22 protein-coding genes are annotated in these 20,493 nt (G+C 71.7%); 15 read left to right on the top strand and 7 right to left on the bottom strand.

What is annotated here, in order from left to right:
• Positions 1 to 340 precede the first annotated feature (340 nt).
• Genes argC through ACFYX3_RS21075 form a run of 5 tightly spaced genes read left to right on the top strand, consistent with a single transcriptional unit; the run spans position 341 to position 5,168 of the window.
• A complete protein-coding gene (gene argC / locus ACFYX3_RS21095) occupies positions 341 to 1,369 on the top strand; it encodes an N-acetyl-gamma-glutamyl-phosphate reductase (protein ID WP_389015447.1) in 1,029 nt (342 codons plus the stop codon).
• The gene (gene argJ, locus ACFYX3_RS21090) at positions 1,366 to 2,532 is read left to right on the top strand and encodes a bifunctional glutamate N-acetyltransferase/amino-acid acetyltransferase ArgJ (RefSeq protein ID WP_382660222.1); all 1,167 of its coding nucleotides are present in this window, start codon (positions 1,366 to 1,368) and stop codon (positions 2,530 to 2,532) included. Before argC ends, argJ begins: the two co-directional genes overlap by 4 nt.
• Positions 2,529 to 3,431: an acetylglutamate kinase gene (gene argB / locus ACFYX3_RS21085; protein ID WP_116161945.1), complete on the top strand. Its 903-nt coding sequence runs from the start codon at positions 2,529 to 2,531 to the stop codon at positions 3,429 to 3,431. Before argJ ends, argB begins: the two co-directional genes overlap by 4 nt.
• Positions 3,431 to 4,630, top strand: a complete 1,200-nt coding sequence (locus ACFYX3_RS21080) for an acetylornithine transaminase (protein ID WP_382660220.1) — start codon at positions 3,431 to 3,433, stop codon at positions 4,628 to 4,630. Before argB ends, ACFYX3_RS21080 begins: the two co-directional genes overlap by 1 nt.
• A gap of 7 nt (positions 4,631 to 4,637) precedes the next feature.
• A complete protein-coding gene (locus tag ACFYX3_RS21075) occupies positions 4,638 to 5,168 on the top strand; it encodes an arginine repressor (RefSeq protein ID WP_030316147.1) in 531 nt (176 codons plus the stop codon).
• A gap of 9 nt (positions 5,169 to 5,177) precedes the next feature.
• On the opposite strand, the gene ACFYX3_RS21070 is transcribed toward ACFYX3_RS21075, so the two are convergent.
• From ACFYX3_RS21070 to ACFYX3_RS21060, 3 genes are read right to left on the bottom strand one after another with little or no spacing between them, the layout of a single operon-like run.
• Positions 5,178 to 5,867 carry a L,D-transpeptidase gene (locus tag ACFYX3_RS21070; RefSeq protein ID WP_389015442.1) on the bottom strand — a complete coding sequence of 230 codons (690 nt, stop codon included), beginning with the start codon at positions 5,865 to 5,867 and terminating at the stop codon, positions 5,178 to 5,180.
• A gap of 46 nt (positions 5,868 to 5,913) precedes the next feature.
• Positions 5,914 to 6,522, bottom strand: coding sequence for a pyridoxamine 5'-phosphate oxidase family protein (locus tag ACFYX3_RS21065; RefSeq protein ID WP_389015439.1), 609 nt, complete (start codon positions 6,520 to 6,522; stop codon positions 5,914 to 5,916).
• A gap of 39 nt (positions 6,523 to 6,561) precedes the next feature.
• Positions 6,562 to 7,902 (bottom strand): hypothetical protein, encoded by a 1,341-nt coding sequence (locus ACFYX3_RS21060; protein WP_389015436.1) that lies wholly within the window; start codon positions 7,900 to 7,902, stop codon positions 6,562 to 6,564.
• Positions 7,903 to 8,050: 148 nt separating this feature from the next.
• On the opposite strand from ACFYX3_RS21060, the gene argH reads away from it, so the two are divergent.
• Complete coding sequence (gene argH, locus ACFYX3_RS21055) at positions 8,051 to 9,478, top strand: argininosuccinate lyase (protein ID WP_376586047.1); 1,428 nt, start codon at positions 8,051 to 8,053, stop codon at positions 9,476 to 9,478.
• Positions 9,479 to 9,489: 11 nt separating this feature from the next.
• On the opposite strand, the gene ACFYX3_RS21050 is transcribed toward argH, so the two are convergent.
• A complete protein-coding gene (locus tag ACFYX3_RS21050) occupies positions 9,490 to 9,999 on the bottom strand; it encodes an HAD domain-containing protein (RefSeq protein ID WP_389015433.1) in 510 nt (169 codons plus the stop codon).
• An 84-nt stretch (positions 10,000 to 10,083) separates the two neighbouring features.
• Here ACFYX3_RS21050 and ACFYX3_RS21045 point away from each other — a divergent pair, with 84 nt between their 5' ends.
• Both ACFYX3_RS21045 and ACFYX3_RS21040 read left to right on the top strand, forming a co-directional pair.
• Entirely contained in the window at positions 10,084 to 10,635 is a 552-nt protein-coding gene (locus ACFYX3_RS21045; RefSeq protein WP_352024497.1) for a helix-turn-helix domain-containing protein, read from the top strand.
• Positions 10,632 to 12,164, top strand: a complete 1,533-nt coding sequence (locus ACFYX3_RS21040) for an MFS transporter (protein WP_389015429.1) — start codon at positions 10,632 to 10,634, stop codon at positions 12,162 to 12,164. Before ACFYX3_RS21045 ends, ACFYX3_RS21040 begins: the two co-directional genes overlap by 4 nt.
• A gap of 66 nt (positions 12,165 to 12,230) precedes the next feature.
• Here ACFYX3_RS21040 and ACFYX3_RS21035 read toward each other — a convergent pair whose 3' ends face one another.
• Positions 12,231 to 12,905 carry a lysophospholipid acyltransferase family protein gene (locus tag ACFYX3_RS21035; protein ID WP_376586038.1) on the bottom strand — a complete coding sequence of 225 codons (675 nt, stop codon included), beginning with the start codon at positions 12,903 to 12,905 and terminating at the stop codon, positions 12,231 to 12,233.
• Between the two features lie 242 nt (positions 12,906 to 13,147).
• Here ACFYX3_RS21035 and ACFYX3_RS21030 point away from each other — a divergent pair, with 242 nt between their 5' ends.
• The 3 genes from ACFYX3_RS21030 to ACFYX3_RS21020 all read left to right on the top strand — a co-directional run bounded on the left by ACFYX3_RS21030 (position 13,148) and on the right by ACFYX3_RS21020 (position 15,555).
• Positions 13,148 to 14,332 carry a glycerophosphodiester phosphodiesterase gene (locus tag ACFYX3_RS21030; protein WP_389015426.1) on the top strand — a complete coding sequence of 395 codons (1,185 nt, stop codon included), beginning with the start codon at positions 13,148 to 13,150 and terminating at the stop codon, positions 14,330 to 14,332.
• A gap of 113 nt (positions 14,333 to 14,445) precedes the next feature.
• On the top strand, positions 14,446 to 15,027 hold the full coding sequence (locus ACFYX3_RS21025; RefSeq protein WP_389015423.1) for a sigma-70 family RNA polymerase sigma factor: 582 nt from the start codon (positions 14,446 to 14,448) through the stop codon (positions 15,025 to 15,027).
• A 36-nt stretch (positions 15,028 to 15,063) separates the two neighbouring features.
• The gene (locus tag ACFYX3_RS21020) at positions 15,064 to 15,555 is read left to right on the top strand and encodes a GNAT family N-acetyltransferase (protein ID WP_389015420.1); all 492 of its coding nucleotides are present in this window, start codon (positions 15,064 to 15,066) and stop codon (positions 15,553 to 15,555) included.
• Here ACFYX3_RS21020 and ACFYX3_RS21015 read toward each other — a convergent pair.
• Positions 15,552 to 15,971, bottom strand: a complete 420-nt coding sequence (locus ACFYX3_RS21015) for a hypothetical protein (protein WP_382660202.1) — start codon at positions 15,969 to 15,971, stop codon at positions 15,552 to 15,554. The two genes, ACFYX3_RS21020 and ACFYX3_RS21015, sit on opposite strands and share 4 nt — an antisense overlap.
• 2 nt (positions 15,972 to 15,973) lie before the next feature.
• Entirely contained in the window at positions 15,974 to 16,336 is a 363-nt protein-coding gene (locus ACFYX3_RS21010; protein ID WP_073914828.1) for a hypothetical protein, read from the bottom strand.
• A 539-nt stretch (positions 16,337 to 16,875) separates the two neighbouring features.
• Between ACFYX3_RS21010 and ACFYX3_RS21005 the strand changes: the two genes are divergently transcribed.
• The 4 genes from ACFYX3_RS21005 to ACFYX3_RS20990 all read left to right on the top strand — a co-directional run bounded on the left by ACFYX3_RS21005 (position 16,876) and on the right by ACFYX3_RS20990 (position 20,471).
• Positions 16,876 to 17,985 carry a methionine ABC transporter ATP-binding protein gene (locus ACFYX3_RS21005; RefSeq protein WP_382660200.1) on the top strand — a complete coding sequence of 370 codons (1,110 nt, stop codon included), beginning with the start codon at positions 16,876 to 16,878 and terminating at the stop codon, positions 17,983 to 17,985.
• Positions 17,982 to 18,650 (top strand): methionine ABC transporter permease, encoded by a 669-nt coding sequence (locus ACFYX3_RS21000; RefSeq protein WP_225799536.1) that lies wholly within the window; start codon positions 17,982 to 17,984, stop codon positions 18,648 to 18,650. The genes ACFYX3_RS21005 and ACFYX3_RS21000 overlap by 4 nt, the downstream gene beginning before the upstream one ends.
• Positions 18,651 to 18,772: 122 nt before the next feature.
• Positions 18,773 to 19,627, top strand: coding sequence for a MetQ/NlpA family ABC transporter substrate-binding protein (locus ACFYX3_RS20995; protein ID WP_382660197.1), 855 nt, complete (start codon positions 18,773 to 18,775; stop codon positions 19,625 to 19,627).
• A 208-nt stretch (positions 19,628 to 19,835) separates the two neighbouring features.
• Positions 19,836 to 20,471: a GNAT family N-acetyltransferase gene (locus ACFYX3_RS20990; RefSeq protein WP_116161959.1), complete on the top strand. Its 636-nt coding sequence runs from the start codon at positions 19,836 to 19,838 to the stop codon at positions 20,469 to 20,471.
• Positions 20,472 to 20,493 lie beyond the last annotated feature (22 nt).

The following is a 20,493-nucleotide window of genomic DNA, read 5'->3' as shown; positions in this document are numbered from 1 at the left end:
GACGGCAGGCGCGCGATCCAGTCGTCGTCCAGGGCGAGGAGCCGCAGCAGCACGTCGGCCGGAGCCGCCGGATTGCTCGCCAGTCCGTTCACCGCGTGATGTGCCGCCATGAGTTCCCCCGTCCACCGCTCCCCGCGCGTCCCGCCGCAGCGTACGTTCGGCGAGGGGTCGCGGACCCGCTCGCGCGGGGCGCCCCGTCGGGCCCCGCCACGACGGGCGCCCCGTTTCGAACGGATGTAGACCGGAGGTGCAGGCCGGCGCCGGCGGCGCGTAGATCGCGGAATCGTTGCATAAAAGTTCGGCGACACGTATAGTCATGCCATCCATGAGGAGGGTTTCGATGACGGTACGAGTAGCAGTGGCGGGTGCGAGCGGATACGCGGGCGGGGAGCTCCTGCGTCTCCTCATCGCCCACCCCCACGTGGAGATCGGGACGCTGACCGGCCACTCCAACGCCGGACAGCGACTCGGGGCCCTCCAGCCCCACCTGCTCCCGCTCGCCGACCGCGTCCTCGCGCCCACCACCGCCGAGGAGCTCGCCGGACACGACGTGGTCTTCCTCGCGCTGCCGCACGGCCAGTCCGCCGCCGTCGCCGAGCAGCTCGGGCCCGACGTGCTCGTCGTCGACATGGGCGCCGACTTCCGCCTCAAGGACCCGGCCGACTGGGAGACGTACTACGGCTCCCCGCACGCCGGGACCTGGCCCTACGGCCTCCCCGAACTGCCGGGTGCCCGCGCCGCCCTGGAGGGGTCCAAGCGCGTCGCGGTCCCCGGCTGCTACCCGACGGCCGTCTCGCTCGCCCTCTTCCCGGCGTACGCGGCCGGTCTCGCCGAGCCCGAGGCCGTGATCGTCGCCGCCTCCGGCACCTCCGGCGCCGGCAAGGCCCTCAAGCCGCACCTGCTCGGCAGCGAGGTCATGGGCAGCATGTCCCCGTACGGCGTCGGCGGCGGCCACCGCCACACGCCCGAGATGATCCAGAACCTCAGCGGACCGGCGGGGGAGCGGGTCACCGTCTCCTTCACGCCCACCCTGGCCCCGATGCCCCGCGGCATCCTCGCCACCTGCACGGCCACCGCGAAGCCCGGCGTCACCGACGAGTCCGTACGCACCGCGTACGAGAAGGCCTACGCGGACGAGCCCTTCGTCCACCTGCTGCCCGAGGGCCAGTGGCCGGCGACGTCGTCCGTCTACGGTTCCAACGCCGTTCAGGTGCAGGTCGCGTACGACGCGAACGCGAACCGGATCATCGCCATCAGCGCCATCGACAACCTCACCAAGGGCACCGCCGGCGGCGCGGTGCAGAGCATGAACATCGCCCTCGGGCTGCCCGAGGACACCGGACTCTCCACGATTGGAGTCGCTCCATGAGCGTCACCGCAGCGAAGGGATTCACGGCCGCGGGCATCGCGGCCGGGATCAAGCAGAACGGCAACCCGGACCTGGCCCTCGTGGTCAACACCGGGCCCCGCCGCGCCGCCGCGGGAGTCTTCACCTCCAACCGCGTCAAGGCCGCCCCGGTCGTCTGGTCCCAGCAGGTCCTCGCCGACGGCGAGCTGACCGCCGTCGTCCTCAACTCCGGCGGCGCCAACGCCTGCACCGGCCCCAAAGGCTTCCAGGACACCCACGCCACCGCCGAGAAGGTCGCCGAAGTCCTGAGCGAGCGGGGCACGGAGGTCGGCGCCGGCGAGGTCGCCGTCGCCTCCACCGGCCTCATCGGCGTCCTGCTCCCCATGGACAAGCTGCTCCCCGGCGTCGAGACCGCCGCCGCCGAACTCTCCGAGCACGGCGGCGAGAAGGCCGCCATCGCCATCAAGACCACCGACACCGTCCACAAGACCGCGGTCGTCACCAAGGACGGCTGGACCGTCGGCGGCATGGCCAAGGGCGCGGGCATGCTCGCCCCGGGCCTCGCCACCATGCTCGTCGTCCTCACCACCGACGCCGACGTCGACGCCAAGGGCCTCGACGCCGCCCTGCGCAGCGCCACCCGGCTCACCTTCGACCGGGTCGACTCCGACGGCTGCATGTCCACCAACGACACCGTCCTCCTCCTCGCCTCCGGCGCCGCCGGAGTCACCCCGGAGCAGGACGAGTTCGCCGAGGCCGTACGGGCCGTCTGCGACGACCTCGCCCGCCAGCTCATCGGCGACGCCGAGGGCGCCAGCAAGGACATCCGCATCGAGGTGATCAACGCCGCGAGCGAGGACGACGCCGTCGAGGTGGGCCGCTCCATCGCCCGCAACAACCTCCTCAAGTGCGCCATCCACGGCGAGGACCCCAACTGGGGCCGGGTGCTCTCCGCCATCGGCACCACGTCCGCCGCCTTCGAGCCGGACCAGCTGAACGTCGCCATCAACGGCGTCTGGGTCTGCAAGAACGGCTCCGTCGGCGAGGACCGCGACCTGGTCGACATGCGCTACCGGGAGGTCGTCGTCACCGCCGACCTCGCCGCCGGCACCGAGTCCGCCGTCATCTGGGCGAACGACCTCACCGCCGACTACGTCCACGAGAACAGCGCGTACTCGTCATGAGCAACACCGCGCGGAAGCACACCGCCCTCCCGAAGGCGCAGATCCTCATCGAGGCCCTGCCCTGGCTGACCCGCCACCACGGCAAGACCGTCGTCATCAAGTTCGGCGGCAACGCCATGATCGACGAGGACCTCAAGGCCGCCTTCGCCCAGGACGTCGTCTTCCTGCGGCACGCCGGCCTCAAGCCGGTCGTGGTGCACGGCGGCGGCCCCCAGATCAACCGCGCCCTCGACCAGGCCGGCCTGGTCAGCGAGTTCAAGGCCGGTCTGCGGGTCACCACCCCCGAGGCCATGGACGTCGTGCGGATGGTGCTCGCCGGCCAGGTCCAGCGCGAGCTCGTCGGACTGCTCAACCAGCACGGCCCCTTCGCCGTCGGCATGACCGGCGAGGACGCCCGCACCATCACCGCCACCAAGCACCAGCCGGTCATCGACGGCGAGCGGGTCGACATCGGCCGGGTCGGCGAGATCACCGCCATAGAGACCGGAGCCATCGAGGCGCTCCTGGAGGACGGCCGTATCCCGGTCATCTCCTCCATCGCCCGCTCCCAGGACGACGGACATGTCTACAACGTCAATGCTGATACGGCGGCTGCGGCACTCGCTGCGGCGCTGGGTGCCGAGACCCTGATGGTCCTGACCGACGTCGAAGGCCTCTACGAGGACTGGCCGAACAGCGACGAGGTCATCAGCAGGCTCACCGCGACCCAGCTGGAGAAGCTCCTGCCCGACCTCTCCAGCGGCATGGTCCCCAAGATGGAGGGCTGCCTGCACGCCGTACGCAACGGGGTCACCACGGCCCGCGTCATCGACGGCCGAGTCCAGCACTCCATCCTGCTGGAGATCTTCACCGACGAGGGCATCGGCACGATGGTCGTGCCGGACGGACAGGGGGACTGATGACCGGCAACACCGAGCTGACCCAGCGGTGGCAGGGCTCGCTCATGAACAACTACGGCACCCCCCGGCTGCCGCTCGTCCGCGGCGAGGGCGCCAAGGTCTGGGACGCCGACGGCAAGGAGTACCTCGACTTCGTCGGCGGCATCGCGGTCAACGCCCTCGGCCACGCCCACCCGGCGGTCGTCGACGCCGTGTCGAGGCAGATCGCGTCCCTCGGCCACGTCTCCAACCTCTTCGTCGCCGAACCGCCCGTCGCCCTCGCCGAGCGGCTCCTGGGCCTCTTCGGCCGGCCCGGCAAGGTCTTCTTCTGCAACTCCGGGGCCGAGGCCAACGAGGCCGCGTTCAAGATCGGCCGACTCACCGGCCGCTCCCACATGGTCGCCACCGACGGCGGCTTCCACGGCCGCACCATGGGCTCCCTGGCGCTCACCGGCCAGCCCGGCAAGCAGACCCCCTTCCTGCCGCTCCCCGGCGACGTCACCCACGTCCCGTACGGGGACGTGGAGGCGCTGCGGGCCGCGGTCACCGAGGACACCGCCTTCGTCATCATCGAGCCCATCCAGGGAGAGAACGGCGTCGTCGTCCCGCCCGCCGGCTACCTGAAGGCCGCCCGGGAGATCACCCGCGCCACCGGCACCCTGCTCGTCCTCGACGAGGTGCAGACCGGCATCGGCCGCTGCGGCCACTGGTTCGAGCACCAGGCCCACGACGGCGTCGAGCCGGACGTGGTGACCCTCGCCAAGGGCCTCGGCGGCGGCCTCCCGCTCGGCGCGACCGTCGCCTTCGGCGAGGCCGCGGAGCTCTTCGCGCCCGGCCACCACGGCACGACCTTCGGCGGCAACCCGGTCGCCTGCGCCGCCGGACTCGCCGTCCTGGACACCCTCGCGGCCGACGCCGCCCTCGACCACGTGAAGTCGGTGGGGGAGCGGCTGCGCCAGGGAATCGAGGGTCTGGGGCACCCGCTGGTCTCCCACGTCCGTGGTGCCGGCCTCCTGCTGGGTATCGTGCTCACCGGGCCCCTCGCACCCCAGGTGCAGCAGGCGGCCCAGGACGCGGGCCTCCTGGTGAACGCGCCCGCCCCCGACGTCGTACGGATCATGCCTCCGCTGGTCCTCACCGACGCCGAGGCGGACGCCTTCCTCCAGGCGCTGCCCGGGGTCCTGGACGAGGCGAACGGGCAAGGACGAACCGGAGAATGAGACGACGATGACCGACGCGCAGGAGAACGAGCACGGCGGGCCGTCCGTTCCGCAGACCCGCACCGCACGCCACCGCAGGATCGTCGACATCCTCAACCGGCAGCCGGTGCGGTCGCAGAGCCAGCTCGCCAAGCTCCTCGCGGACGACGGACTGAGCGTCACCCAGGCGACGCTCAGCCGCGACCTCGACGAGCTCGGCGCGGTGAAGATCCGCAACACGGGCGGCGAGCTGATCTACGCGGTGCCCAGCGAGGGCGGCTTCCGCACCCCGCAGGCGCCGCTCGGCGAGTCCGCCAAGGAGGAGCGCATGCGCCGCCTCTCCGGCGAACTGCTGATCTCCGCCGAGGCCTCCGCCAACCTGGTGGTGCTGCGGACCCCGCCGGGTGCCGCACAGTTCCTCGCCTCCGCCATCGACCAGGCCGAACTCCACGCCATCCTCGGCACCATCGCGGGCGACGACACCCTGCTCCTCATCAGCCGCGACCCGGCCGGCGGGCAGGCGCTCGCCGACCACCTCCTGAAGCTGGCCCAGAAGTAGCCTTCGGGCTCAGTACCGCGTGATCGCCGTCGGACCGCCCCGCGTTCCGACGGCGATGTGCGGTCGGCGTACGGGATCCGCCCAGGCGAGGACCGCGCGCATCGCGTCGGCCGGCACGGAGACGCAACCGGCCGTCGCGCCGCGTCCGTCGACGTGCAGGAAGATCCCGGCCCCGCGCCCGCGCACCGGACGCTCGTAGTTGAAGCCGATGACGAGCGCGTACGCGTACTGCGTGCCGTACGAGGCGAGATGCTCGGACTCGGCGGCCCGGCAGTCCCGGGGCAGCCCCTCGACCCAGCGGTTGTACGCGCGGGAGGCGTTGTCCTGGCACCACCAGGACCGCTCGGTGATCCGGGCGTACGGGAAGCGGGTCCCGGCGGGCCTCGCCCGCACCCCGAAGGCGTACGGCAGCCGGTAGAGCCCGGTGGGCGTCGTGTTCGTGCCCTGGCGGCGCGAGGCGCCCTCGGCGAGCCCGCTCGCCCCGAACCGCGCGGGCGCGGACCCCGCGGCGACCCACCGTCCGTCCTTCCGGTCCCACCAGGTCAGCGTCCCCGTGGTGGCGCCCGGCTCCGCGGCCTCGGCGGTGATCAGCTGGGAACCCCCGCCGGTGTCGGCCATCCGCTCGGGCAGCGGTACGGGGGCGGGCGCGGCGCCCAGGCAGGAGAGCAGGGCGGCGCCGAGGACGATGAGGGTGCGCATGTCGCGACGCTAGGACCGCGCACGGGTCCCCGCCCGTCGTACGGGGCTATTCGGCGGGCAGCGGGGGCAGCGGGGGCAGCGGGAGGGGCAGCCCGGGCAGCCCGTCGAGGCTGGTCGCGATGTGGTCCTTGCTCTCGCAGTAGTCGCTGAACTCCTGGTCCGTCTTCCGGTTGAAGTACTCGGCGTGCAGCGTCCGGTCCTCCCGGTACTCCATCAGCGGGACGGCGAACCCGCACGCGTCGCTGATCCGCCGCGCGTGCACGAGGACGATCGCCCGCGCGCTGCCCTGGCCCTCGACGGCCTCGGCCGGGAACCGCGCGTACAGCTCGCCCCACCGAGGATCGTCCCGCAGCACGGCCTCCCCGGTCCCGTGCACCCGCACCACGGTCGGCGGGCCGGAGAACGCGGTCCACATCAGGGTGATCCGCCCGTTCCCCGGCTCCCGCAGATGCGCGATCGTCTCGGCACCGCTGCCACCGAAGTCGATGTAGGCGAGCGTCAGTTCGTCGAGCACGACGAGCGTGCCCCTGCGGCCTTTGGGGGAGAGGTTGACGTGTCCGTCGCCGGCGAGCGGCGCGGTCGCGGTGAAGAAGACCGGCTGGTCCTCGATGAAGGTCCGGAGTCGTCCGTCGATACGCTCATACGTTTTTGCCATGGCCTGATTCTCTCCCACCCGGATCTGGTCGGTCGGACGTCAGTTCCGGAGCAGTGCCCGGGAGTTGGCGCGCAGCTTCGGCTCGGCGTCGTCGATCAGCGACCAGGCGACCTCCCGAAGGTCCGGGCCGCCGTGTGCGATCAGCAGCCGGAACGCCGCCACGCGCACGTGCCGGGGGTGTTCCGTACCGAGCCGCGCCCGCAGCCGCTCGACCGGCAGCCGGTGCGCGTACGGAGCGAGGGCGGCCGTCGTCTCCCGTACGACCCCGGGCGCCGGGTCGTCGAGGAGCGGCGTCAGACGCGCCGAGTCCGTCGCGTCCAGGACGCGCAGTCCGGCCACGGCGTGGGCGCGCACGCCGGGGTGCGGGTGCTCCGTGAGGCCCCACAGCAGGGCGACGTCGTCGCGCGCGCCGCACTCGGCGAGTCCGAGGGGCGCGGCCGGGGGCACCGGCCCGCCCGCGCACAGGGCCCGGTAGAGCGGGGCGGCCTCGGTGCCGTACTGCCGCAGCACGTACCGCGCGCACGCCCGCACCAGGGGCGACCGGTCCGCGAGGAACGCCTCGGCCTCCCCGGGGCGCCCGGCCCGGCGCAGCGCCGTCACGCCCGCCGCGCGCACCCGGGAGTACGGGGAGCGCAGCAGTGGGGCGAGGACCTCGTCCCCGCTTCCCGGGCCCACCCCGGCGACGGCGCCGTCCGCGCAGATGTCCTGGACCACCCCGTCCGGGTCGGCGGCCGCGGCCGCGGCGAACCGCTCGGAGGAGAAGTGCCGCCGCTCGGCCGCGATCCGGTACGCGAGGCGCCGGCTCGCCCGGTCCGTGCTCGCGAGGACGGCATCGAGGACGGGCCCCGGACCTTCCCTGAGTGCCGTCTCCAGCATCGTCCGGGCGGCCCCGCCGTGCCGGCGGTCCGTGATCCGCAGGACGACGGGGGCCAGGACGGCGATGGCGTCGGGGCCGACGCCCGGGAGCGCGGCTCGCAGCAGGCCGCGTGCCGGCTCGCGTACGGCCTCCGCCCAGTCCGCGCAGCGGATCGCCACGAGGGGCAGCAGCGGCCGCAGGTCGGGGGCGGGAAGGCCGGCCGCGCGCCGGAGGGTCGCCTCGCGTATCCGGCCGTCGGAGTGGCAGAGCGCGACGGCGAGTTCGGGCTCGTCGGGGCGGTGGCGCGACAGGTCGAAGGAGGGCAGGGGTGCGTCCCACGGCCACCGGAAGCGCCGGCCGGTCGCCCATGCGTGGGTGGGCAGCGCGGACGGGCGGGTGCGGGCGAGCTGTCGGACGGCGAGGTCGAGACCCGTCCAGGCGGCGGCGTCCGACGTGTCGATGGCCGAGGTGAGTGGTGTTCTCCCGGCCAGTCGGGTGGGTGCTGCGGTGTGGGTGTCGTCCATGGACGGAGCGTAGGGACAGGGTGGAGGGGGACGCCCCCGAATTTCACCGCCCACGGACGGCGATTGACAAAACATACGGCCATCCGCATAGTTATGCCTATCAACGTCGACCTTGCGTCATCCGCCCACGTTCGATCGAGGAGCAGCAGTGAGCAGCAACAACGGTGACGTCCGGCTCTGGGGCGGACGGTTCGCCGACGGCCCCGCCGAGGCCCTGGCGAAGCTCTCCGCTTCGGTGCACTTCGACTGGCGCCTCGCGCCGTACGACATCGCCGGCTCCCGGGCCCACGCGCGCGTGCTGCACAAGGCCGGCCTGCTCACCGAGGACGAGCTGACCCGCATGATCGCCGGGCTCGATCAGCTGGAGGCGGACGTCGCGGACGGCTCCTTCGTCGGCACCATCGCCGACGAGGACGTCCACACCGCCCTGGAGCGGGGCCTCCTGGAGCGCCTCGGCGCCGAGCTCGGCGGCAAGCTGCGCGCGGGCCGGTCCCGGAACGACCAGGTCGCCACCCTCTTCCGAATGTACCTGCGCGACCACGCCCGGATCATCGGCGGGCTCGTCGCCGACCTCCAGGACGCCCTCGTCGGCCTCGCCGAGGCCCACCCGGACGTCGCCATGCCCGGTCGTACGCACCTCCAGCACGCCCAGCCGGTGCTCTTCGCCCACCACGTGCTCGCCCACGCCCAGTCCCTCTCGCGGGACGCCGAGCGGCTGCGGCAGTGGGACACCCGGACGGCCGTCTCCCCGTACGGCTCCGGCGCCCTCGCGGGTTCCTCGCTCGGGCTCGACCCGGAGGCGGTGGCGAAGGACCTCGGCTTCGAGCGGGGCTCGGTCGGCAACTCGATCGACGGGACGGCGTCGCGTGACTTCGTCGCCGAGTTCGCCTTCATCACGGCGATGATCGGCGTGAACCTCTCGCGGATCGCCGAGGAGATCATCATCTGGAACACGAAGGAGTTCTCCTTCGTGACCCTCCACGACGCCTTCTCCACCGGCTCGTCGATCATGCCGCAGAAGAAGAACCCCGACATCGCCGAGCTGGCCCGTGGCAAGTCCGGCCGCCTCATCGGCAACCTCTCCGGCCTGATGGCCACCCTCAAGGCCCTCCCGCTCGCCTACAACCGGGACCTCCAGGAGGACAAGGAGCCGGTCTTCGACTCCTGCGACCAGCTGGAGATCCTGCTGCCCGCCTTCACCGGCATGATGGCCACCCTCACGGTCAACCGCGACCGCATGGAGGAGCTGGCCCCCGCCGGCTTCTCCCTCGCGACCGACATCGCCGAGTGGCTGGTCAAGCAGGGCGTCCCGTTCCGGGTGGCGCACGAGGTGGCCGGCGAGTGCGTGAAGGTCGCCGAGTCCGAGGGCAAGGAGCTGGACGGGCTCACGGACGAGCAGTTCGCCAAGATCTCCGAGCACCTCACCCCCGAGGTCCGCACCGTCCTCAACGTCCCCGGTGCCCTCGCCTCCCGCAACGGCCGCGGCGGCACCGCTCCCTCGGCGGTCGCCACCCAGCTCGTCGAGGTCAAGGCGGACCTGGTGATCCAGCACGCCTGGGCCGAGGCCAAGAAGTAGCCCTCGGTCCGTCACAGCGCCGCCGCCCACTGCGCGAGCGCGTCGAAGTCCGGTCGGATCAGTCCGATCCGGGGATCGACGTGCAGCAGCAGGGCGGCGGCGAGGTGTTTCTGCTCCACGTACTCGTGGTCGTACGGCGTGATGTCGTCGTCCACCCATGCGAACGGCCGCCCCGCCGCGTACTCCAGGATGTACTGGGTCTTCCAGAACGTCCCGCGCGGGGCGGCCCCGTGCATCTTCGGCCAGTCGACGAACGGCAGCTCGGGCAGCCCGAGGCGGGGCCCGATCCAGTCGTTCGCCTCGCCCTTCCAGGTCGTCGCCCACACCAGCTCGTACGCCTCCGCCAGCGCGAGCAGCTCGCTCCCGTGGTCCGGGTTGAGCCACACCCGCAGCGGCTTCGTCCCGAACCAGCCGCCGGGCCGCATCCGGTGCGTCGTGTACCCCGCCGGACGCCGCTCGCGCTGCGCCGCGTACGGATTCAGCGGTCCGTCGACATCGATCAGCAGCAGCGGCTTCTCCATGATCACAGCATTCCGTTCCCCGCCTGATGAGGCATTGATTTATCGAATGAGACATTGATGTCTCATCGGGTGTATGGTCGTCTCATGTCAGTCGATCGCACCCAGGTGCTCCGAGCCGCCGCCGCCCTGCTCACCCGGAAGGCGACCGCCACCATGGACGAGGTCGCGCGGGCCGCCGGGATCGGGCGGGCGACGCTGCACCGGCACTTCGCCGGGCGGGACGCCCTCGTGCGGGCGCTCGAGGAGCTCGGGCTGCAGGAGCTGGAGGCGGCCCACGACCGGGCCCGCACCGAGGAAGGGCCCGCCGACGAGGCCGTGCGGCGGCTCGTCGCCGAGGTCGAGCCCGTCGCCCCCCTGCTGTCGTTCCTCGTCACCGAGAACCAGCTCTTCGAGGGCGACCAGCAGAACGAGGGCTGGGCCCGCCTCGACGCCCGCGTCTCCGCGCTCTTCCGGCGCGGCCAGGAACAGGGCGTCTTCCGCATCGACCTGACCCCCGCCTGGCTCACCGAGGCCTTCTACGGGCTCATCGGTTCCGGCGCCTGGGCCGTGCAGGACGGCCGGGTCGCCGCCAAGGACTTCCAGTACATGATCGTCGAGCTGCTGCTCGGCGGAGCGCGCAGGAGCGTGGAGAAGTGACCACCGACAGCATCAGGACCGAGAGCCATATCGAGGGCGTGCGCCGCCCCGGCCGGTGGCTCGCCCTCTCCGTTCTCGTCCTGGCCGTCCTCCTCGTGGCGGTCGACGCCACGGTGCTCGGCCTCGCCACGCCCTTCCTCACCGAGGACCTCAAGCCCTCCGGAACCCAGCTCCTCTGGATCGGCGACGTCTACTCCTTCGTCATCGCCGGACTCCTCGTCTCCATGGGCAGCCTCGGCGACCGCATCGGCCGCAAGAAGCTCCTGCTGATCGGTGCCACCGCCTTCGGCGCCGTCTCGGTCCTGAACGCCTACGCGACCAGCCCCGAGATGATGATCGTCGCCCGCGCCCTCCTCGGCGTCGCCGGCGCGACCCTGATGCCGTCGACCCTGGCCCTCATCCGCAACCTGTTCCACGACGCGCGCGAGCGCAGCCTCGCCATCGGCATCTGGGGCGCCATGGCCTCGGCCGGCGCCGCCGTCGGCCCGGTCGTCGGCGGATTCCTCCTGGAGCACTTCTGGTGGGGCTCGGTCTTCCTCATCAACCTGCCCGTCATGGCCGTCCTCGTCCTCGTCGGCGCCAAGCTGATCCCCGAGTCGAAGAACCCGAACCCCGGCCCCTGGGACCTCCCCAGCGTCGCCCTCTCCCTCGTCGGCGTCATCGGAGTCGTCTACGCCGTCAAGGAACTGGCCTCCCACGGCCCGACCCTCGACGCCGGTGCCGGCGCCGTCATCGGTGTCGCCGCCCTGACCTGGTTCGTCCGCAGGCAGCTGACCCTGCCCGCGCCGCTCCTGGACATGCACCTCTTCCGCCACCGCGGCTTCTCCGGTGCCGTACTCGCCGACCTGCTGACCATCCTCGGCCTCTCCGGCCTGGTGTTCTTCCTGTCCCAGTTCTTCCAGCTGGTCCAGGGCCGCCAGCCCCTGGAGGCCGGACTCGCCGAACTCCCGGCCGCGATCGGCGCCGTGACGGCCGGTCTGGTCGCCGGTGTCGTGGCCCGCCGCTTCTCCGTACGGTCCGTGGTGGCCGGCGGCCTCGCCGCGGTCGGCATCTCCCTCGCCGTCCTGACGACGCTCGACCAGCACACCGGCTACCCGCTGCTCGGTGCGGCCCTGCTCGTCGTCGGCGTGGGCGCGGGCTTCTCCTTCACCGTGACCGCCGACGTGATCCTCTCCAGCGTCCCGAAGGAGCAGGCCGGAGCCGCCTCCGCCGTCTCCGAGACCGCGTACGAGCTCGGCGCCGCGCTCGGCATCGCCATCCTCGGCTCCATCGTGACCGGCGTCTACCAGAGCTTCACCACTCCGGCCGGCGTCCCCTCGGACATCGCGTCGGCCGCCCACGAATCGCTCGGCGGCGCGGTGGAGGCCTCCGGCGGCCTCGCCCCCGAGACGGCGACCGCCCTGGTCGCCTCCGCCCAGGAGGCCTTCGTCGACGGCCTGCGGATCGCGTCCGGCGTCGGCGCGGCGGTCCTCCTGGTGACGGCCGTCGCCGCCTGGTTCCTCCTCAGGGGCCAGAAGCTGGAGAAGTAGGCAGCAGCGAGCGATCGGGGGCGGCGTCCTGTCCAGGACGCCGCCCCCGTCGATGCCGCACCGCGGCTACGCCGCTTCCTTCGCCTTCGTGGCGTACATGTCCACGTACTCCTGCCCCGACAGGCGCATCACCTCGGCCATCACCGAGTCCGTCACCGCCCGCAGGACGTACCGGTCGCGGTCCATCCCGTCGTACCGCGAGAACTCCATCGCCTCGCCGAAGCGGACCGTCACCCGGCCCGGGCGCGGGAAGCCCGCACCGCCCGGCTGGATCTTGTCGGTGCCGATCATCGCGAACGGCACCACCGGCGCCCCGGTCATCAGCGTCAGCCGCGCGATGCCCGTACGGCCCCGGTACAGCCGGCCGTCGGGGGAGCGGGTGCCCTCCGGGTAGATCGAGAAGATCTTGCCCTCCTCCAGGACGCGGCGGCCCGTCATCAGCGCCGCCACACCGCCGCGGCCGCCGTCCCGGTCCACCGGGATCATGCCGACGCTGGTGAAGAACCAGGCCATCGCCCGGCCCTTGACGCCCTTGCCCGTCACGTACTCGTCCTTGCCGATGAAGTGGACCGGACGGTCCAGGCAGATCGGCATGATCATCGAGTCGATGAAGGTCAGGTGGTTGCCCGCGAGGATCACGGGACCCGTCCCGGGGATGTTCTCGACGCCCTCCACGCGGGGGCGGAACATCAGGCGCATGACCGGCCCGAGCACTGCCTTGATGATCGCGAGACGGGACAACGGTTCCTCCGGTGGGAAGCGGGTCGGTCGAGTCCGTCGAGACGACGGCTGCAGCTGGCGACGATACTCGCGGGTCACCCTCACGCGCACATCGGGTTCACCGAGTGGATACGCAGTGTTGACGTGTGTTTCCGCCATGTTCCGCCCAGGTCTGCCGCCCGTAGGGCCCCACTGCCTAGCGTCGGGGACAACAGTTGACAGGTGCGGGACATCACACCGCGGCTCACACAGGAGGATCCCTCATGACCCAGGGCGAACGCCGGACCCCGGCACGGCGGACGGTTCTCGGAGCGGCGGGCGCCACCGTCCTCGGCGCCTCCACGGCCCTCGCCGCCGGCACCGGCACCGCGCAGGCCGCCACGGCGGACCTGGGTACGGACCGCACGCCCGGCCGCGGCCACGGCTACCGCTCCCTCCCCGTCCCCCTCGTCATCGGCCACCGCGGCGCCGCCGGCTACCGCCCCGAGCACACCCTCGGCTCCTACCGGCACGCCCTCGACCTCGGCGCCCACGTCGTCGAGCAGGACCTCGTCCCCACCCGGGACGGACACCTGGTCTGCCGCCACGAGAACGACATCACCGGCACCACCGACGTCGCCGACCACCCCGAGTTCGCGTCCCGGAAGACCACCAAGACCGTCGACGGCGTCGCGCTCACCGGCTGGTTCACCGAGGACTTCACGCTCGCCGAGCTCAAGACGCTGCGGGCCAAGGAGCGCATCCCCGGCACCCGCCAGGAGAACACCCTCTACGACGGCCGCTGGACCGTCCCCACCTTCGAGGAGGTCCTGATCTGGGCCGAGGAGGAGGGCCGCCGCCGGGGCCGCGAGATCTGGCTCCACGTCGAGACCAAGCACCCCAGCTACTTCCGCTCCCTCGGCCTCGGCCTCGAGGAGCGGCTCGCGAAGCTCCTGCGCCGGTACGGACGCCACCGCGCGAACTCCCCGGTGTTCCTCCAGTCCTTCGAGCCCAGCAGCATCCAGCGCCTGGCGAAGCTCGTGGACGCCCCGGGCGTCGTCCTGCTCTCCGGCGCGACCAGCCGCCCCTGGGACTTCGTCGAGGCCGGGGACCCGCGCACGGTCGCCGACCTGGTCACGCCCGAGGGCCTGCGCTGGATCGCCTCGTACGCCAAGGGCATCGGCCCCACGCTCGACCTGGTCATCCCGAAGGACGCGACCGGCCGGCTCGGCGACCCGACCACCCTGGTCCGCGACGCGCACGCCGAGGGGCTGATCCTCCACCCGTACACGCACCGCAACGAGAACACCTTCCTGCCCGCGGACTTCCGCAAGGGCACGGACCCGACGGCGTACGGCGACGCCTTCGGCGCCCTCAAGCGGTACCTGGGGACGGGGATCGACGGCATCTTCTCCGACAACCCGGACACCGCCCTGCTCGCGGCCCAGGACCTCACCGCCCGCGACTGACCGATCGCCCGACCGCTCCGAAGGAGGGGGCCGTACGGCTCGTACGACCCCCTCCCGGGTGGTTTACGCCCCGCCCCGCAACCGCGGCCGGACGCCCCGGCATCGTGCCGGTCATGACCACCCCCGAGACCACCCCCGAGACCATCCCCGCCGCGGAAGCCCACGCCCCCGGCCTCCTCGCCGCCCTCGCCCCGCTGCTCTCCGCCGAGTCCGACGCCGAGGCCCCGGCCGCCGGTGTCGACCCGGGCGACCTCGAACAGGCCGTCTGGCTGCGCCTCCTGGAGCAGCTCCGGGAGACCGGCACCGCACCCGAGCGGCCCGCCGAATGGCTGCGCCGCGCCGTCCGCGCGGAGGCGCGCCGCGCCCGCAGGACCCACGACCGCGAACGCCCCTACCGGGACGAACCCGTGCACGAACCGGGCGGCGCCGTGCCCGAGGGCTCCCCGGAGCACTCCCTGCTGGTCGCCGAGGGCCGTCGCACCCTGCGCGCCGCCGTCACCAGGACACCCGGCCGCTGCCCGAAGGTGCTGACCGCGATGCTCGACCCACAGGACCCCACCTACCGGGAAATCGCAGGAGAGTTGGGTATCTCACAGGGCAGTCTGGGGCCGATGCGTTCCCGTTGCCTGGGATGCCTGCGCAGAATGCTGGCTGCAGAGGTTCCCGCCCCCGGTCGACGGGGAAGGGTGCGGTAAACCGATGATCGACAGTTGAGCGGGAGGCGTGCACACATGGGCCTGAGTGTGACCATCTCAGCGGCGGACGCGCAGGACGCGGAGCACATCCTGAAGCTGCAGTACCTCTGCTACCAGAGCGAGGCGGAGCTGTACGGGGACTGGTCCATCGAGCCGCTCACCCAGTCGCTCGACGCCCTGCACACCGAACTGGCCGAGGGGCACGGGCTCGTGGCCCGGCTCGGCGACGAGGTCGTCGCCTCCGTGCGGGCCCGCCTCGACGAGGACGGCACCGTACGGATCGCCAAGCTGATCGTCCACCCGCGCATGCAGCGCCACGGCCTCGGCGGCCGCCTCCTCGACGGCATAGAGCGCCACTTCGCGGCGGACACCGCCGAGGCGACGGCGTCCGCCAAGCGCTTCCAGCTCTTCACCGGCCACCGCAGCGAGGGCAATCTGCGCCTCTACCGCAGCAAGGGGTACGCGCAGGTCTCCACCCGCGAGATCGGCCCGAAGCTCACCCTGGTGACCCTGGAGAAGGCCGCCTAGGCGGTCCTGGACCTCCGCAGCCACCAGATGCCGGTCAGCGGCAGCAGCACCGGGATGAAGACGTAGCCGTAGCCGAAGTCGGACCAGACCGTGGCGTCCGGGAAGGCGGACGGCTCCACCAGCGTCCAGGTCCCCACGATCAGCACGCCCGCGAGCTCGGCGGCGCAGCAGACCAGCGCCGCCCTGCGGGCCTTCTCCCCGCCGCGCACCAGCGTGTACGTGATGAACACGTAGACGACGGCAGCGACCGCCGACAGGCTGTACGCCAGCGGCGCACGGTCGAACTCGCTCGCGATCTGGTAGATCGAGCGGGACAGCGCGCCGACGGACATCACGCCGTACAGCCAGACGAGCAGCATGCCCGGGCCGGTGACGAGCCGGGTCTTTCCCTGGGTCTCGGTCTCGGTCGCGGTCATGGTCAGCCCACCGTCCAGATGTCGTAGAGACGCACTTCGAGCACGGCCAGGACGACCGCGCCGGCCGCCACCGTCGCCGAACCCCACCGGCTGCGCTCCGCGAGCGACATGAAGCCGGCGATGGGCACCGCGCACAGCGCGCCGAGCAGATAGGCGACGAAGATCGTCGCGCCCTCCTCGGCCTTCTCGCCGCGCGCCAGCTGCACGATGCCGACGATCAGCTGGACCAGGACCAGGAAGGTCACCACGGCCATGCCGATGAAGTGCCAGTCCTTGGTCGACTGGTCCCGGAAGGCGGCGAAGCCGCACCAGGCGGCGAGGGCGAGCGCGGCCACGGAGACCGCGACCGTCAGGGCGTCAAGCATGCGCCCGAGGGTATTACGGCCCGAATGACCCGATGCCCTCGCCCCCGGCTTGCGAGAGCGCGTGGCGCCCGCCCCCCCTCCTCTACCTGCACCCCGCCCACCGCGTGGCCTTGGCCACATCCCGCACCCGGGAGCCGTCCCCGACACGACCGGCCCCGGAGCCGTTCCCTCCAGGCCACACAGGGAAAGGCGCTCCGGCGACCGCCCCGGGCGCGTCCGCAGGGCGTCTCAACGATGTCCGCTATTCGGACACCCCGCTTCCCTTCGCAGCTGCGCATGTTTTACTGGGCGACATGACCACGACGAGCAGCCGCACCCTTGCGACCGAGGCGAACACGACGCCCGGTGCTCGTTGTACGTGTCGAATGTGCGCCATCTGAGGGCCCCCGCCTGAGCCTCGCGCCCCGAAGCGAGACCCCGACGGCCGAGCCGATCCGCCCGCCACCCGGCGCCGGACCGTGCCTGCCCCGCGCACCACTGTTCCCCGGCCACCAGCCGGCCGGAACGGCCTCCCGTGCGCCTGACTGTCCGAATGACGAATGCCCGTGCACGACGGACCCCGCGTCGCGCACTCGACAGTGACGGAAACCCCTGTGATCACCACTTCGGGCCTGACCAAGGTCTACGAGTCGCGCGGCCGGCAGGTCACCGCTCTGGACGGCGTCGACCTCCACGTCCGCGAGGGCGAGGTGTTCGGAGTCATCGGCCAGAGCGGCGCCGGCAAGTCCTCGCTCATCCGCTGCGTCAACCTCCTGGAGCGCCCCACCTCCGGCACCGTGACCGTCGACGGCGTCGACCTCACCGCGCTCGCCGGAAAGGGCCGCCGCGCCGGGAAGGACCTGCGCCGGGCGCGCAGCAGCATCGGCATGGTCTTCCAGCACTTCAACCTGCTGTCCTCCCGCACGGTCAAGGACAACATCGAGCTCCCCCTGGAGATCCTCGGCGTCTCCGGCGCCGAGCGCTCCCGCCGCGCCCTGGAACTCCTCGACCTGGTCGGCCTCGCCGACAAGGCGAAGTCCTACCCGGGCCAGCTCTCCGGCGGCCAGAAGCAGCGCGTCGGCATCGCCCGCGCCCTCGCCGGCAACCCCAAGGTCCTGCTCTCCGACGAGGCCACCAGCGCCCTCGACCCGGAGACCACCCGCTCCATCCTCCAGCTCCTGCGCGACCTCAACCGGCAGCTCGGCCTCACCGTCCTGCTCATCACGCACGAGATGGACGTCGTCAAGACGATCTGCGACTCCGCCGCCCTGATGCAGCACGGCCGCGTCGTCGAGTCCGGCACCGTCGGCGAACTGCTCGCCACCCCCGGCTCCCAGCTGGCGGCCGAGCTGTTCCCGGTCAGCGGCGCCCCCACGGGCCCCGACCGCACCGTCGTCGACGTCACGTTCCACGGCGAGGCCGCGACCCAGCCGGTCATCTCCCAGCTCTCCCGCACGTACAACATCGACATCTCGATCCTCGGGGCGGCGATGGACACCGTCGGCGGGAAGCAGATCGGCCGGATGCGGATCGAACTGCCCGGACGGTACGAGGACAACGTCGTCCCGGTCGGCTTCCTGCGCGAGCAGGGCCTCCAGGTCGAACTCGTGGAGGACGAGGACACCGTGCGGGACATCGCGCACGCGCTGGTCAAGGAAGGTGCCAAGTGACCTGGTCGGAGATGCAGCCCCTGCTCGAACAGGGCACCGTCGACACCCTCTACATGGTCCTGTGGGCCACCGTCGTCACCATCGTCGGCGGCCTGCCGCTCGGCATCCTCCTCGTCCTCACGGACAAGGGCGGACTGCTGCAGAACCGGCCCGTGAACAAGGTGGTCGGTGCGATCGTGAACGTCGGCCGTTCGCTGCCGTTCATCATCCTGCTGATCGCCCTGATCCCGTTCACGACCTTCGTCGTCGGCACCTTCATCGGCCCGACCGCGATGATCGTGCCGCTCGCCATCGGCGCCATCCCCTTCTTCGCGCGCCTCGTCGAGACGGCGATCCGCGAGGTCGACCACGGACTCGTCGAAGCCGTCCAGGCCATGGGCGGCGGCATCCCCACCATCGTCCGCAAGGTGCTGCTCCCGCAGGCCCTGCCCTCGCTGGTCTCGGCCGTCACCACCACCGTGATCGTGCTCATCGGGTACTCCGCGATGGCCGGAGCGGTCGGCGGCGAGGGCCTCGGCTCCAAGGCCGTCACGTACGGATACCAGCGCTTCGACACCACGTTCATGCTGGTCACCGTCGTCGTCCTGGTCCTGATCGTGACCGTCGTCCAGCTCATCGGCGACGGGGTCGTCCGACTCCTCGCCCGCCGGGGCCGCACCGCCTGACGACCCCGCCGGGGGCCGTACCGCGTCACGGCCCCCGGCCCCCCAAGACTTCGATTCTCGAAGAACAGCCCGGACTTGTTGTCCAGGCAAAGAATCCGCTCCACCGGAAAGAGGCACTCTTCGTGCGTAAGAACATCAAGCTCACCGCCGGTATCGCCGCCACCGCCGCCCTGGCCCTCGGCCTCACCGCCTGCGGCACCTCCTCGGACCCGTCCTCCTCCAAGGACGCGGCCGGCGCCGCCGACAAGCCCCTCGTCGTCGCCGCGTCCCCGACGCCGCACGCCGACATCCTCAACTTCGTCAAGGACAACCTGGCGGCGAAGGCCGGCCTGAAGCTGGAGGTGAAGGAGTTCACGGACTACGTCCTGCCGAACACCGCCACCCAGTCCGGCCAGGTCGACGCCAACTTCTTCCAGCACAAGCCGTACCTCGACGACTTCAACAAGAAGAACAAGACCACCATCGTCCCGGTGGTCAACGTCCACCTGGAGCCGCTGGGCCTCTACTCCAAGAGCCTCAAGTCGGTGAAGGACATCAAGGCCGGCCAGACCATCGCCGTCCCGAACGACACCACCAACGAGGGCCGCGCGCTCCACCTCCTCGCCGAGAACGGCCTCATCACCCTCAAGGACGGTGTCGGCACCGACGCCAAGCTCTCCGACATCACCGACAAGAAGGGCCTGGAGTTCAAGGAGCTGGAGGCCGCCACCGTGCCCCGCGCCCTGAACGACGTGGACGCCGCCGTCGTCAACGGCAACTACGCCATCGAGGCCAAGCTCTCCCCGGCGAAGGACGCCCTCGTCCTGGAGAAGGCGGAGGGCAACCCGTACGCCAACTTCCTCGCCGTCAAGGCGGGCAACGAGAAGGACGCCCGCGTGCAGAAGCTCGCCAAGCTCCTCAACTCGCCCGAGGTGAAGAAGTACATCGAGGACACCTACAAGGGCTCGGTCATCCCCGCCTTCGGCGCCGCCGAGTAAGGCCCGCCGAGCGAAACCCGTGTCCGAGGGACCGTCAGACCGGTTCCCCCGTACAGTCCTTGTGACGAAGGCCCCCCGCACCCCGTCCGGTGCGCGGGGCCTTCGTCGCCCCCTCCCCACACCCGACCCGGCCATGCGCACCGGCAGTCGCATGCTGCATGCTGTGCGTTCACGGTCGATTCGGACGGTCCACGGCATGGAGCTGCGCATGACTACCACCTTTCCGGACATCTCCATCAACACGGACCGGCTGGTGCTGCGCGCGCTCGAGGAGGCGGACGCCCCCGCCCTCGCCGAGATGATGAACGACGAGATGGTCGCCGCCTGGACGGCCGTGCCCCAGCCCTACACCGAGCCCGCGGCACACCGCTGGATCACCGAGTACGCCCCCACCGAACGCGCCGCGGGACGAGGCCTCGACCTCGCCGTCACCGAGTTCCTGACCCAGCGTCTGGTCGGCATCGTCCAGCTGAGCAACACCGACTGGCGCGTCCGGTCCACCGAGATGTCGTACATCATCGCCCCCTGGGCCCGCGGCGAGGGCTACGCCTCCGAGGCCGCGCTCGCCACCGCCCAGTGGCTCTTCGGCGACCAGAAGTTCGAGCGCCTGGAACTGCGCACCGCCGCCGACAACACCGCCTCCCAGCAGGTCGCCCAGAAGATCGGCTGCATCAGCGAAGGCGTCCTGCGCAACGCCTGCATAGCCCGCACCCGCACCGAGGACGGCAGCTGGACCGAACTGCGCACCGACTTCATCGTCTGGGGCCTCCTCCCCGAGGACCTCGACGGCGTCGCCGACCAGATGGCCGAGGCCGGCTACTCCTCGTACACCGACTGGAGCTGAGCCCCCGGAAAGCGATCCCGGG

It is taken from the genome of Streptomyces sp. NPDC002463 (assembly GCF_042889835.1).
Classification (GTDB): Bacteria; Actinomycetota; Actinomycetes; order Streptomycetales; family Streptomycetaceae; genus Streptomyces; species Streptomyces nymphaeiformis.
Note: the sequence above shows the minus strand (reverse complement) of the source record. Positions and strands in the feature narration are given on the sequence as shown.